This is a genomic window from Streptomyces sp. NBC_01485 (assembly GCF_036227125.1).
In the GTDB taxonomy this organism is placed as follows: Bacteria; Actinomycetota; Actinomycetes; order Streptomycetales; family Streptomycetaceae; genus Streptomyces.
On record NZ_CP109435.1, the window covers coordinates 8,330,491 to 8,344,490 of the forward strand.

The following is a 14,000-nucleotide window of genomic DNA, read 5'->3' on the forward strand; positions in this document are numbered from 1 at the left end:
TCCTCCAAGGTGTTCCAGGACTCGAGGGTCGCCGTGCGCTCGCAGTTGTCGTGCTGGTGACGTAATAGGAAGGGCCATGAGTTCACCCGAGTGACGCACGGCACATACTTACCGGTCGGTGGGAACGGGTCGAAATTCGTTTGAACCCTGCGGACCCGTTCTTGCGTCTACAGGGCATCACGATGCCCATGGCCGTCACCCGTCGCGGGAGCCATTCGCCGCCGCGGCCGGAATAGGGAAAGGACGCAAGACGTGGCTCGCATATCGATCGACTACGATTTGATGTACGTCCTCGCGCGGCAGGTGTGGCACCTTCGCGATGAACTCGACGTCACCTCGAAGTCGAAGCACGCCTTCGCCGCATCGGACATCGGTCCCCGCAAGCAGACGGCCGAGGCTCTGAACGACTTCTACGGCGACTGGCAGAAGTCCTTCGGCGACGCGTGGCAGGTCATGACCGACCTGGGCAATCTCCTCGACGAGATCGGCAAGGCCTTTTACGACCAGGACGCGTCGTTCGCCGTGTCCGGGGCCCAGCAGGCGGCTTTCTTCCAGCGGAAGCAGGCAGAGGCGGAGAACGACGCCTACCAGCACCGCAACGACTCGCAGCGCAAAGAGGCGCAGGCCGATCGGCTTCGCGTGCGGTATGGGCTCCAGGAGCAGCTCCTCGCCAGGAAACAGGCCGAACTGGAAAGCAGACGCGGGGAATTGGAGAAGGAGCAGGCGGAGCAGCAGAAGCGTCAGGAGGACCTGGACGGGAAAGGCGCGACCCTGTCGCGCGACGAACTGCTGAAACAGCAGCAGGCCCTGTGGCAGGACCAGGCCCGTACCGACGAGGCGCTGAAGCAGCTCGACAAGGACGAGGAGCCCCTGCGGCAGCAGGCGGAGACGCTGCAGAAGAACTACGCGGACGACTTCGGAGCGCTGAACAGGCAAGGCCCTTGGACCCCGGAGAGCGGCGATCCCGACCCGCTGTCCAGGAACCGGGAGTACGGGGGCACGGACCCCGAGGGACCGGCCCCACCGCCCCCGCCCAACGGCTTCACCTGGCAGTCCGACGAGGGCACCACGACGGTCACGTACCAGCTCGACGAGAACGGTCGGATCGAGGTCGACAAGAACGGCGATCCCGTCGAGACGACCACCACCATCACCAACAACAACGGGCTGGTCCACTCCGAGACGTACCGCTCGCTCTCCGACGACGGCGACTCCGTGACGACGATCCGCAGCGCCGACGGTTCCGTCCGCAAGGACTACGTCGACGCCAGCCCCGAGGGCGTCACCGACGGGTCCATGACGCGCTATGTCACCGACGAGGCCGGCAACACGCTCCAGATCTGGACCAAACGCCCCGACAGCGGGTGGGAGTTGTCGATGGACCGGGACACCTACCTCAACTCGGCGGCGGGCCGGCAGGACGACCAGCAGTACCTGGACCGGCCCCCCGCGTATCTGACGGTCGAGCACCCCGTCGTCGACGGCGACGGCCGTCCGGCCGGTGCCGCGCCCTCGAAGGAGACGACCACCGCGCTGCCGGACGGCGCCAGCCGGACGGACTTCACGAACTCCGACGGCTCGGTCACCAGGGTCGTCACGACGGAGTCCACGCGGTACGTCGCCTACGGGAGCAACAACGAGATCCGGGAGATCTGGCAGAAGCGCCCGGACGGCGGCTGGTACCTGCGGGACTCCATCACGCAGCACACGCGCTACAACGACGAACCGCCCCTCGGGACGCTCGGGATCAACTGGCAGTGAGCGTCCCCGGCCGGCCGCGCGTCTCCGGCCGCCCACCCCCATGACTCCCTGCGGGCGCCTCCTCCCCCTTCGGACGCCCGCAGGGCCACCACCGGGCCCGCCCCGACCTCGGTCGCGTGCCCGGCGCTCCACCCATCACCCACGTGCACCGGCCGGTCCGGCCGGTCGCACCGCGACGAAAGAGGCCACGATGCCCCGTACCACGGTCGACGACGAGCAGATCAATGCCACGGCCGCGAAGCTGAACAACGCCGTCAACTCCACGCTGGTCCCCCAACTCGCGGATCTGCAGCGGGAGGTGCAGACCCTGCTCGACCCCTCGAGCGGCGGCCTGGCGCTGGCGCAGACCAGCCCCAAGCTGCAGCACTCCTACGAGACCTTCAACAAGTCGGTGACCGACGCGGTGCACAACATCACCGAGTTCGCCAAACAGTTCCAGCAGATCTCCAGCTCCGTGAAGGACCTGGACGGGCAGATCGCCGGAGGCATCCCCTCCTGACACCCCCCCAGGTGATCGAAACGGTGGTGCCGGCCCGGCCTCCGCATACCGGGCCGGCACGCCCTTTCTACGTTTTCTATGCAGAACCTCACGTTCACCTAACGGCCCCTTGAAAGTCGTGCAACCCCACATAGACTCACGCCGCAAAAGGAACAACCGGTTCCGATTGTGGACGTGGTGAATCCGCGTTCACCCCGCCCAGCTCACGCCGCACGCGCGGCGCCTGACCGGACCGGCTCGCGGCAGCGTCGCCGGTGCTGGGGGAGGTATCCCATGACAACGTCCATATCCAGACCCTCCGCCTCCTGCGACGGATCCGTCCGTGAGCTCTACGACCGGCATCACGGGCCGCTCCTGCGCTACACCTGCGGCCTGCTGCGCGGTGACCGGCAGCGCGCGGAGGACTTCGTCCAGGAGACGCTGCTGCGCGCCTGGCTGAGCACCGAGGAGCAGCCGCCGGGCTGGTCACCCTCACGGGCCTGGCTGTTCCGGGTGGCGCACAACCTGGTGATCGACTGGATGCGACGCGAGCAGGCGCGCCCCGAGTACCACCCGGAACTCCTGGAGGCGCACGCCGAACCCGTGGACCCGATCGGGCAGGCCGTGCAGCGCTGCTTCCTCGTGGACGCCCTCTCCCGCCTCTCACCGGCTCACCGCGAGGTGCTCTTCTACGTCTACGTGCTCGGCTGGACCGGCCCGGACGCCGCGCACGCCCTGTCCATCCCGCCGGGCACGGTGAAGTCCCGGACCCACCACGCCCTACGGGAGCTGCGCCGACGGCACCCCGAGCCCGCGCCGGCCGCCGCATGAGCGCGGGTGCGGCCCACGGCCGCCTGGTGGCGCTGGGCAAGCCCGACGAGTCGATGCTGATCCTGGTCCTCGTCGCCGTCGTCGTGCTCCTGCTGTTCTTCCTGCTGCTGCGGCACGTCGTGCGCAAGCGCGGCGGCTGGCGGCGGTTCCGGCGGAGCATCGCCCGGGAGGCCGCGCTGACCCGGCGGGCGTTCGGCGAGCCGCTGCGCGCCTGGCGGCGCCATCGCCGAGGCGTACGGGCCCTGGCCCGTCAGCTCGGCGACCCCCGGGGCGGGCTGCGCGTGCGGCGGCTGCTGGACGCGGCCGGGGCGGCCCTCGGCGACGTGCCCGGGGCCTTCGCCTACGGGCTGCGGCTGGAGCCGGGATGGGCCGAGGTCCAGGTCGCGGCCCGCCGGCTGCCCGAGCCCCCCGCCCCGTGGGAGACCGACGACGAGGCCGGCCCGCAGTCCTGGTGTCTGGACCTGGACCGCCTGGAGGAGACGGCGGCGCTGCTGCCCGAGGGCCCGCCCCGCTCGGGTGCCCGGATCCGGCCGCTGCCGGTCGCCGTCGGCCTGGCGGCCGACGCCTGCGTGCACCTCGACCTGGCCGCCGGACCACGGATGATCACGGTCGAAGGCGATGCCGCCGCCCGCACCCATCTGCTCCAGGCGCTCGCCGCGCAGCTCGACCGGCCGGGCAGCGGAGCCTCGGTCACCGTGACGGACGGTGTCCACCCGCACTACCCCGCCGAGCGCCTCGACACCGTGCTGCGGCGACTGGAGAACACCCCCGCCGACCCGACGCGGGAGGCCGTCGGCGCCGCCACCGAGGTCGTGGTCTGCGCCGCCCCCAGCCGGGAGCAGGCCCGGCGGCTGGGCGCGCTCGCCGCCTCGGGCACCGTCGTCTGCCTCGCCGACGGCCCGGTGCCCGGGCACAGTTGGGCCCTGCGGGTCGACGCCCGGGGCCGGGTCACCGCACCGGAACTCGGGCTGCACGCGGACTGCGCCCCGCTGGGCAGGGCCGTCGCCGCGGCCGTCCGGGCGGACCGGCGCCGCGCCCGCCGCGCACCGCAGCGGCACCTGCGGGCCGAGCCCGCCGTCGAGCCGCGCGCGCAGCCGCAGCCGTGGGCGCCGGAACACCCCGAACTCACCGAGGAACCCGCGCCCACACCCACGGGCCCGCCCCCGCCCCGGACGGACACCGGTTCCCCCCTGCTGTCCGAACCGGCCACCGCCCGGTCGCGTTCCGCCGAGGCGTCGTCCACCGGCGGCGAGTAGCCCGCACCCGGCAGCCCCGCAGCGTCGCCGTACGCCGTTACCACATCCCACCGCCCGCCCGCGAACCACCCGAAGGGGAGACGTGAAACTCCTCGTCACCACCATTGCCGACGGCGACCCCGCGAGCCGTCAGGACATCGTGCTGAGTGTCGACGCCGCCACCCCCGTTCAGGAAGTCGCCGAACACCTGACCCGGATACGCGGCGACGGGGCGCCCAGCACCCCCGTCTGCTACCTGGGCGGTGAACCGCTGTCGCCCGGAGCCCCGCTGGCCGGCACCCCGGTGATGGACGGGAGCGTCATCGGCCTCGGAGCGCCCGTTCCGCGGGCCGGCCGGGAGTACGGGCCCGAGCGCTCCGCTATGCCGCAGCCGCGGTCGGTCGGCCATGCGCCGGTCGTCGAACTGCAGGTGGTGGGGGGACCGGACGCCGGACGGGTGTACGCCCTGGGCCTGGGTACCCACGGCATCGGCCCGCTGGAGGGCTCCGCCGTACCGCTCCAGGGCCGTGGCGTGCCGTCCGACGGCGTACGGATCACCGTGCGCTGGGACGGCTCCGCCGTCGTCGAGCTGCCTTCCCCCAGGCTCCCGGCCTCGCTCGAACAGGGCGGTACCCTCCTCGGCGCGGTGCGGTTGTCCGTCCCGGAGCCGCCGGAGCACCGGGGCAAGCCCGACGTCCCCCTGCTCCCGCCCGTGCCGCAGGACGAGGAGCGTGAGGAGGACGCGGCGGCGGAGGCCGCCGACGGGGAGCCCGACCCGGTCGCCCTCCCCGACGGCCGGGAGCCCTGGCCGCTCGGCGGCGAACTGGCCCTCGGCGAGTTCCTGCTGCGGCTGGCCGAGCCGACCCCGAGGGACGCCGCGGTGGTGCCGTCCGAGGGGGGCGGCGGTCTGGACTACAACCGGCCGCCGCGCATCCTGCCGCACCTCGAACCCGAGCGTTTCCGGCTGCCCGGACCGCCCGAGCCGCCCAAGCGCAGGCCCATTCCGTTCCTCGTGGCGTTCGCCCCGATGATCATGGGCCTCGTCATGGTGCTCCTCTGGAACTCGTACTACTACCTGATCTTCATGCTCCTGTCGCCGCTGCTGATGGCGGCGAACCAGGTCAGCGGACGGCGACAGGAACGCAAGGACTACGAGGAGCGGTCCCGCGTCTACCGCCTGCGCCGCGCCTCGCTGGAGGAGGACGTCCGGCAGAAGGTCGCCGGCGAGCAGCGGCTGCGCACCGAGAGCGCGCCCGACCCGGCGGCGGCCGGACTGTGCGCGGTCGGCCCCGGCCGCCGGCTGTGGGAGCGCCGCCGGGGCGACCCCGACCACCTGGCCCTGCGCCTCGGCACGGCCGACCAGCCGTCCCTGCTCGGCATCGACGACGCGTCCCGCGAGGACAACCACACCTCCGTGCACTGGACCATCCCGGACGCGCCCGTCAGCGTCGACCTCGCGCACTGCGGGGTGGTGGGGCTGGCCGGCGAGACCGGTGCGGTGCAGGCCCTGGCCCGCTGGATGACCGCCCAGGCCGCCGTCCTGCACACCCCCCGCGACCTGCGGATCGTCGTCCTCACCGACAAGGCGTCCGAGGAGTCCTGGGACTGGGCCCGCTGGCTGCCGCACTCCCGGGACGGTCTGCCCGGCTCCCGGGGCGGCGCCGTCACCCTCATCGGCAACGACCCGGAGACGGTCGCCAACCGGGTCGCCGAACTGGTCTCCACCCTGCGGACCCGGCAGCGGGCCGCCGAGTCGACCATGAGCAAGGCGCTGCTCAGCGAACCGGACGTGCTGGTCGTGATGGACGGCGCCCGCCGCCTGCGCGACGTCCCCGGCGTCGTGTCCATCCTCAAGGAAGGCCCGGCGGTCCGGATCTTCCCCCTCTGCCTGGACCACGAGGAACGACTCCTTCCCGAGGAGTGCACCGCGGTCGTCCGGTACGAGCACCAGCGGCTGACCCTGCGCCGCACCGGACAGCCCGACCTCCCCGGCATCCGCCCCGACCTGGTCGAACCCGCCTGGTGCGAGCGCCTCGCACGCGGCATCGCCCCGATCCACGATGTCACCCCGGACGCCTCGGAAGGGCTGCCCGACCGGGTCGGCCTCCTCGACCTGCTGGGCCTGCCGGAACCGAACGGCCCCACCATCGCGGCCCGTTGGGCGCAGCGGCCGTCGTCCACCGGGCTGCTGCTCGGCGCGGGCTACGACGGCCCGGCCGCCTTCGACCTGGTGAAGGACGGCCCGCACGGCCTGGTCGCGGGCACCACCGGATCCGGCAAGTCGGAGCTGCTGCAGACCTTCGTGGCCTCGCTCGCCGTCGCCAACCGGCCCGACGAGCTGACCTTCGTCCTGGTCGACTACAAGGGCGGCAGCGCCTTCAAGGACTGCGTGCGGCTGCCGCACACCCTCGGCATGGTCACCGACCTCGACAGCCACCTGGTGCAGCGGGCGCTGACCTCGCTGTCGGCCGAACTGATCCGCCGTGAGCACGTCCTCGCCGGGGTCGGGGCCAAGGACCTGCCCGAGTACCAGAGCATGCGCCGCCGCAGCCCCGAACTGGCGCCCGTGCCCCGGCTGGTCATCGTCATCGACGAGTTCGCGACCCTGTTCCGGGAGATCCCGGACTTCATCCCCGGCCTGGTGAGCATCGCCCAGCGCGGCCGGTCCCTGGGCATCCACCTGATCCTGGCCACCCAGCGCCCCGCCGGTGTGATCAACGCCGACATCCGCGCCAACACCAACCTGCGGATCGCCCTGCGCGTCACCGACGCCGGCGAGAGCCAGGACGTCATCGACACCAAGGACGCCGTCAGCATCTCCCCGAACACCCCCGGCCGCGCCCTGGCCCGCCTCGGACACGGCACGGTCGTCCCCTTCCAGACCGCGTACAGCGGCGCGACCCGGCCCGGGGCCGCTCCGGCCCAGGAGCGGCAGTGGGCGACGGAGGGGGAGACCCGTCAGGTGTGGGGGACCGGCCTGCCGTGGCAGCGTCTCGGCCGCGCCGTCGGCGGGCCGGGACCCGACGAGCCCGGGGTGCCCGCCACGGACGACGATCTCCCCACCGACCTCAAGGTGCTGGTGGAGGCGGTGCGCGAGGCGGCGGAGCTGGTGGGCTGCGCCCCGCAGCCCAGCCCGTGGCTGCCCCCGCTCGGCCACCACGTGCTGATCGACGACCTGCCGCAGCCCCAGCCGACCGGTGCCGCCCGACTCGCCCCGGTGTCGTGGGCGCTGTCGGACCTGCCGGGCGCCCAGGCGCAGTTGCCGGTCCAGCTCGACCTCGCCACCTTCGGGCACCTGTACGTCGTCGGCATCCCGCGCTCGGGGCGCTCCCAGGTACTGCGGACGATGGCCGGAGCGCTGGCCGCCGGCCACTCCGCCGCCGACGTGCACCTGTACGGCATCGACTTCGCGGGCGGCGCGCTGTCCGCGCTGGGCGTGCTGCCGCACTGCGGCGCGGTCGTGCCCCGCGGCGACGCCGAACGGCTGGAGCGGCTGTTCGCCCGGCTCGACGCGGAACTGGGCCGGCGCCAGGAACTGCTGACGCGGCATCACGCCGCGAATCTGCCGGAACTGCGCGAGATCGTCCCGGCGGCCGCCCGTCCGGCGCACATCCTGCTGCTCATCGACGGCTGGGACGCGCTCGCCGACCTCATCGGCGACCACAGCGGCGGCCGGCTGATGGACCAGGTCAACCGCCTGCTGAGGGAGGGCGCGGCGGCGGGCCTGCACGTCGTCGCCACGTCCGAGCGGGCCCTGCTGTCCGGACGGGCCACCGCGCTCAACGACAACAAGCTGCTGCTGCGGCTGAACGACCGCAGCGACTACCACGTCGTCGGCAGACGCCCGCGCGACCTGCCCGACGTCATCAGGCCCGGACAGGCCTGGACCTCGGACGGCGTCGAGGTCCAGGTGGCGTTGCTCGCGCCCGGCGCGTCCGGGCAGGAGCAGGCGGAGGCGCTGCGCGCGATCGGCGCCGAGGCGACCCGCCGCGACGCGGGGCTGGCCGCCGCCCGGCGGCCGGCCCGCATCGGCTCGCTGCCCGCGCAGGTGGACTTCACGGAGGCGTACGAGAAGGTGCGCGAGGAGTTCCGCCGGCCCATGTGGGGACTGCTGGGGCTGGGCGGCGACGACGTCGCCCCGGTCGGCGTGGACTTCGCGGACACCACGTCGACGTTCGCGGTCGCCGGGCCGCCCGGCTCCGGCCGCAGCACCACCCTGGCGAGCCTCGCCGTCTCACTGCTGGCCTCCGGCACCCGCCTCGTCGTCCTCACCCCCCGGGAGTCGCCGCTGCGCGCCCTGGCCGGGCATCCGGGAGTACGGCTGCTCAGCTCACCGGTGCCCACGGCAAAGGAACTCGCCGCCGCCCTGGGCACCGGCTCCGAGCCCCGGGTGGTCCTCGTCGACGACGCCGACCTGCTCGGCATGACGGAGATCGACCAGGATCTCCGCGCCCTGGTCGACGCCGGCAGGGACCGCGGCATCGGCGTGGCCGTCGGGGCGACGGGCGAGAGCATGGTGGGAGCGATGGGCTGGCTCAGCGCCCTGAAACGCCGACGCCGAGGCGTGCTCCTGGACCCCCAGAGCCTGATGGAGGGCGACATCGTGGGCACCCGCCTCACCCACGCCCACCTCCGCAACCGCCAACCCGGCCGAGGCCTGACCGTCGACCCCCGCACAGGAGAACTGATCAACGTACAGATCCCGGAGACCGCACTCGACTGACCCTTCCGGCCGCGCACGGAGCTCGGGGCCGAACCCGGGCTCCGTGTCACGAGAACGCGTGCACCACCTCGATCTCGCCCACGATGTGGGCGTTGAACTCCGCCAACTCCTCGGCCGGCACCCACAGTTCGAGGATCGTCCGGCCGCCCGCCTGCTGGACCGGGTACCTGCGCAGGAACTCGGAGTCGACCTCGAAGCGGGTGACGTAGCCCGCGCCGTCGTGCTTGACGTTCCAGTCGTGGGCGATCCTGACGGCGTAGTCCTCGTTGAGGACCGGGTAGAAGATCGGCTGCTCGGGGAGGCGGGGCGGCCAGGCGCGCCAGTCGAGGGCGCGCAGCAACTCCAGCTCCTTGGGGCCGGTGGGACGCCAGAGGGTCGTGGTGGCGCGGTGCTGGCTGGTCACGGGAATCGCTCTCCGGGTGCGGTGACCGCCGGTGCGGTCGGCTTCGGGGGCCGACGGTATCGACCGGCCGGGTGGGGCGGCCAGCGACTTTCGGGCTCCGGTGCTGCTACCGCCGCTCGTAGCGGGCGGTGACCTCGGTGAGGTAGGCGCGCAGCATCGCCTTCGCCTCGTCGAGGAGGGCCGTGTCGCCCTCCGGGGCGCGGCGGAACGCCTCCTGGGCGAGCGCGTCGGCGGTGAGGATCGCGGCGTGGCAGGCCCGGACCAGGTCCTCGTCGTCCCGTACGACGCCCAGCGCCAGCAGGACCCGGCGGATCCCGTCGGCCATCCGGCGCTTGTGCTCGCGGTCCGCCGCCCGGGTCCGCTCGGTCAGCCCGCTGCCGAACCACAGGGCGCGGAAGCCGTGTTCGGTGCGGTAGACGCCGGCGTACGTGTCGATCAGCACGCCCACGGGATCGTCCCACCGATCCTCCGACGCCGTCCGGACCAGGTCGTCCATGACGGCTTCCAGGCGGGCGAAGTAGCCCGCCGCCAGGGCGTCGATGATCGCGCCGCGGTCCGGGAGGTACTGGTACAGCGAGCCGACCGACACCTTCGCCTCGGCCGCCACCCGCGTCGTCGTGAGCGCCTCGACGCCCTCGCCGACCAGGATGCGCTCGGCGGCCTCCAGCACCAGGGCCAGCCGTGCCTTGCTGCGCGCCTGCCGGGGAGTGCGGCGCAGGGGAGCGCCACCGCCCTGGCCCGCGGTCGCCTGGGGGACCAAGGAACTGCCTCCAAACCTGAACGTGACTTTGTTTCACGTTTACGCTACCTTCGCGCCCATGACCGCCTCAAGCTCGGCGCTGAGTCAGGAGCGGGCCGCCGTCGCGGACGCCTGCCGGCGCCTGGGGGCCGAAGGCCTCCTCATCGGCACGGCCGGGAACGTGAGCGTGCGCGTCGAGGACCGGGTCGCGATCACCGCGACCGGAGCGGTCCTCGCCGGGCTCACCCCGGACCAGGTGACCGTGGTCGACCTCGACGGGAAGATCGTGGCCGGGACCCTGCGGCCGACCTCCGAACTGGACCTGCACCTCGGCGTCTACCGCCGCTACGGCACCGGTGCGGTCGTCCACACGCACGCCCCGATGGCCACCGCCGTCTCCTGCGTGCTCGACGAACTGCCCTGCGTCCACTACCAGTTGCTCGCCCTCGGCGGCACCGTGCGGGTCGCCCCGTACGCCACCTTCGGCACCCCCGAACTCGCCGAGTCGGTGCTCGCCGCGCTCGACGGCCGCAGCGCCGCCCTCATGGCGAACCACGGCGCGGTCACCCACGCGACGACCCTCGACAAGGCCGTGGAGAACGCGCTGCTCCTCGAATGGGCCTGCGGGGTCTACCAGCGCGCCGCCGCCATGGGCCGCCCCCGCTTCCTCGACGAACGGCAGCAACTCGCGGTGATCGAGGCCGCGATAGCCCGCGACTACGGCACCACCCACCCCGTTCCACCCGCGCAGGAAGAGACGCCGATGAAGGGTGAAAGCAGATGAAGGTCTTCACGATGGGCGTGCACGTGCTCGACGTACTGGTGCGGCCGGTGCAGGAGATACCCGAGGGGCAGGGCGCGACGCTCGTCGACGACATCCGGATGACCGCCGCCGGGACCGCGGGCGGCACCGCCCTCACCCTCGCCAAACTGGGCGCCGAGGTGCGCAGCGCCGGCGCCGTCGGCTCCGACCCGACCGGCGACATGCTGGTGCGACTGCTCGAGCGGGCGGGCATCGACACCGAGTTCCTCGTCCGCCGCACCGACACCGCGACCTCCGCGAGCGTCCTGCCGATCCGGCCCAACGGCGACCGCCCCTCGCTGCACCTCCTCGGCGCGAACATCACCTACGGTCTGGCCGACGTCCCCTGGGACGCCCTCGCCGACGCCACCCATCTGCACCTCGGCGGACCGGAGCTGATCGGCGTCGACGTCGCGACGCGCATCCTGTCGTACGCCAAGGAGCGCGGTGTCGTCACCTCCGTGGACCTGCTCGCCCCCGGTGTCCTCGGCAGCTTCGAGCAGTTGGAGGCGGCCCTGCCGTACATCGACCATCTCCTGCCCAACGAGGACCAGGTGCTCGGCTTCACCGGCGAGAGCGACCTGCTGACGGGCGCGCGCAGGCTCCTCGACGCCGGTGCGGGCGTCGTCGCCGTCACGCGCGGCGGCGAGGGCGCGCTCGTGGTGACGGCGGACGGCGCGGAACCGGTGCCCGCCTTCGTGATCGACGTCGTCGACACCACCGGGTGCGGCGACGCGTTCTCGGCGGGCTACCTGCGGGGCGTGAGCCTGGGCCGTACGCCGGGCGACGCGGCCGTGCTCGGCAGCGCCGCCGCGGCGCTCGTCGCGCAGGGGCTCGGCAGCGACCACGGCGACTTCGACCTCACGGCCGCCGACGCCTTCGCGGCAACGGCCAAGCCCCGCACATGAGGTGACGGTAAGTCAGTTGCAGTCACCTGGCCTTCGAGGGGACCTTCCGCGGCTCCGAGTGGTCGTGGAAGCCGCGCCCGGACTTCCTGCCGAGCAGTCCCGCCTCCACCATGCGCAGCAGCAGCGGAGGCGGGGCGTGCAGCGGGTCCTTGAAGTCCGCGTACATCGCCTCCGCGATGGCCGTGAGGGTGTCCAGGCCGATCAGGTCGGCCAGGCTCAGCGGCCCCATCGGGTGGGCGCAGCCCAGGACCATGCCGGTGTCGATGTCCTCCGCCGAGGCGTGACCCGACTCCAGCATCCGGATCGCCGACAGGAGATACGGCACGAGCAGCGCGTTGACCACGAAGCCGGCCCGGTCCTGGGCGCGGATCACCTTCTTGCCCAGGATCCCCGTGACGAACTCCTCGGCCCGCGACTGGGTCTGAGGGGCTGTCAGCAGCGACGGCACGATCTCCACGAGCTCCAGCACCGGCACCGGGTTGAAGAAGTGCACGCCGATCACCTGGTGCGGGCGGGTGGTGGCCATGCCCAGTTTCATGATGGGGAGGGAGGAGGTGTTCGACGCGAGCAGCGCGTCCTCCCGGACGACGATCCGGTCGAGCTCGGCGAACAGCTCGGCCTTCACCTTCTCGTCCTCCGTCGCCGCCTCCACCACCAGATCCCGGTCCGCGAAGTCCGACAGGTCGGCGGAGACCCGCACCCGGCCGAGCGCGGCCTCACGGTCCGCCCAGGAGAGCTTCCCGCGCCGTACACCGCGGTCGAGCGAGCCGGCGATCCGGGCGTGGCCGGCCTCGGCCGCACCCGGGTTCACCTCGTGGACGACGACGTCCAGCCCGGCCCGGGCGCAGACCTCGGCGATGCCCGCGCCCATCAGACCGCAGCCGACGACCCCGACCCTGCGTATGTCCGCGCCCGGCCCGGTGCTCACCGGAACGCCGCCTGGCCCGTCAGGGACTGGCCGATCACCAGCGTGTGCATCTCGACCGTGCCCTCGTAGGTGAGGATCGACTCCAGGTTGTTGGCGTGCCGGATGACCGGGTACTCCAGCGAGATGCCGTTCGCGCCCAGGATCGTGCGCGAGGTCCGGCAGATCTCCAGCGCCGTACGCGTGTTGTTGAGCTTGCCGTAGCTGACCTGCTCGGGCCGCAGCCCGCGGTCGTCCTTGATCCGGCCGAGGTGCAGAGCCAGCAGCGTGCCCTTGGACAGTTCGAGCGACATGTCGGTGAACTTGGCCTGGGTCAGCTGGAATCCGCTGATCGGCCGGCCGAACTGGACCCGGTCGCCGGCGTAGGACAGCGCCGCCCGGAAGGAGGAGCGCGCGGCGCCCATCGCACCCCAGGCGATGCCGTACCGGGCCTCGTTGAGGCAGGACAGCGGACCGCGCAGCCCCCGCACCTCCGGCAGCACGGCCGTCGCCGGCAGCCGTACGGCGTCCAGGACCAGCTCGCTCGTCACCGATGCCCGCAGCGACATCTTGTGCTTGATGGCCGTCGCCGAGAAGCCGGGGGAGTCGGTGGGGACGACGAAGCCGCGGATGCCGTCGTCCGTACGGGCCCAGACCACGGCGACGTCGGCGACCGAGCCGTTCGTGATCCACATCTTGCGGCCGTCGAGGACCCAGTCGTCGCCGTCCCGGCGGGCCACGGTGCGCATGCTGCCCGGGTCCGAGCCGGAGTCGGGCTCGGTGAGGCCGAAGCAGCCGATGGCGGTGCCCGCGGCCAGGCGCGGCAGCCACTCCTGCTTCTGCTCCTCGGAGCCGAAGGCGTGGACGGCGTACATGGCCAGCGAGCCCTGCACCGACACCAGGGAACGCAGCCCGGAGTCGGAGGCCTCCAGTTCCAGGCAGGCGAGGCCGTAGTCGACCGCGCTCATCCCCGCGCAGCCGTAGCCTTCCAAGTGCATGCCCAGCAGGCCGAGTTCGCCGAGTTCCTTGGTGAGTCCGCGAATATCCTCGATCTCGCCCTGCTCGAACCAGTCGGCGATGAAGGGGTCGACGCGCCGGTCGCAGAAGGTGCGCACCGTGTCGCGCACGGCGCGCTCCTCCGGGGTGAGCAGGCTGTCGAGTTCGAGCAGGTCGAGGGGGTCGGCCGGGCGCCCGGCGTGCGGTGTGTGCATCGGGG

Annotated in this window: 11 protein-coding genes; 7 read left to right on the forward strand and 4 right to left on the reverse strand. The window is 72.7% G+C overall.

Annotated features, from left to right (window positions below):
- Nucleotides 1-252: 252 nt before the first annotated feature.
- The 5 genes from OG352_RS36480 to OG352_RS36500 all read left to right on the forward strand — a co-directional run bounded on the left by OG352_RS36480 (nucleotide 253) and on the right by OG352_RS36500 (nucleotide 9,028).
- Nucleotides 253-1,761, forward strand: coding sequence for a hypothetical protein (locus OG352_RS36480; RefSeq protein WP_329222791.1), 1,509 nt, complete (start codon nucleotides 253-255; stop codon nucleotides 1,759-1,761).
- Nucleotides 1,762-1,951: 190 nt separating this feature from the next.
- Nucleotides 1,952-2,260 (forward strand): hypothetical protein, encoded by a 309-nt coding sequence (locus OG352_RS36485; protein ID WP_329222792.1) that lies wholly within the window; start codon nucleotides 1,952-1,954, stop codon nucleotides 2,258-2,260.
- Between the two features lie 273 nt (nucleotides 2,261-2,533).
- Nucleotides 2,534-3,070, forward strand: a complete 537-nt coding sequence (locus OG352_RS36490) for a sigma-70 family RNA polymerase sigma factor (RefSeq protein WP_329222794.1) — start codon at nucleotides 2,534-2,536, stop codon at nucleotides 3,068-3,070.
- Nucleotides 3,067-4,326, forward strand: coding sequence for a hypothetical protein (locus tag OG352_RS36495; protein ID WP_329222796.1), 1,260 nt, complete (start codon nucleotides 3,067-3,069; stop codon nucleotides 4,324-4,326). Before OG352_RS36490 ends, OG352_RS36495 begins: the two co-directional genes overlap by 4 nt.
- A gap of 82 nt (nucleotides 4,327-4,408) precedes the next feature.
- Nucleotides 4,409-9,028 (forward strand): FtsK/SpoIIIE domain-containing protein, encoded by a 4,620-nt coding sequence (locus OG352_RS36500; RefSeq protein WP_329222798.1) that lies wholly within the window; start codon nucleotides 4,409-4,411, stop codon nucleotides 9,026-9,028.
- Between the two features lie 46 nt (nucleotides 9,029-9,074).
- Here the strand turns inward: OG352_RS36500 and OG352_RS36505 are convergent, their stop codons facing one another.
- A complete protein-coding gene (locus tag OG352_RS36505; RefSeq protein ID WP_329224100.1) occupies nucleotides 9,075-9,437 on the reverse strand; it encodes a hypothetical protein in 363 nt (120 codons plus the stop codon).
- Between the two features lie 100 nt (nucleotides 9,438-9,537).
- Complete coding sequence (locus OG352_RS36510; RefSeq protein ID WP_329222799.1) at nucleotides 9,538-10,191, reverse strand: TetR/AcrR family transcriptional regulator; 654 nt, start codon at nucleotides 10,189-10,191, stop codon at nucleotides 9,538-9,540.
- A 58-nt stretch (nucleotides 10,192-10,249) separates the two neighbouring features.
- Here OG352_RS36510 and OG352_RS36515 point away from each other — a divergent pair, with 58 nt between their 5' ends.
- Together OG352_RS36515 and OG352_RS36520 are read left to right on the forward strand one after the other, a co-directional pair.
- Nucleotides 10,250-10,954: a class II aldolase/adducin family protein gene (locus tag OG352_RS36515; protein WP_329222801.1), complete on the forward strand. Its 705-nt coding sequence runs from the start codon at nucleotides 10,250-10,252 to the stop codon at nucleotides 10,952-10,954.
- Nucleotides 10,951-11,880 (forward strand): carbohydrate kinase family protein, encoded by a 930-nt coding sequence (locus OG352_RS36520; protein WP_329222803.1) that lies wholly within the window; start codon nucleotides 10,951-10,953, stop codon nucleotides 11,878-11,880. Before OG352_RS36515 ends, OG352_RS36520 begins: the two co-directional genes overlap by 4 nt.
- Nucleotides 11,881-11,902: 22 nt before the next feature.
- Here OG352_RS36520 and OG352_RS36525 read toward each other — a convergent pair whose 3' ends face one another.
- Both OG352_RS36525 and OG352_RS36530 read right to left on the reverse strand, forming a co-directional pair.
- Nucleotides 11,903-12,808, reverse strand: coding sequence for a 3-hydroxybutyryl-CoA dehydrogenase (locus tag OG352_RS36525; RefSeq protein WP_329222804.1), 906 nt, complete (start codon nucleotides 12,806-12,808; stop codon nucleotides 11,903-11,905).
- Nucleotides 12,805-13,995 (reverse strand): acyl-CoA dehydrogenase family protein, encoded by a 1,191-nt coding sequence (locus tag OG352_RS36530; RefSeq protein ID WP_329222806.1) that lies wholly within the window; start codon nucleotides 13,993-13,995, stop codon nucleotides 12,805-12,807. Before OG352_RS36530 ends, OG352_RS36525 begins: the two co-directional genes overlap by 4 nt.
- Between the last annotated feature and the right edge of the window lie 5 nt (nucleotides 13,996-14,000).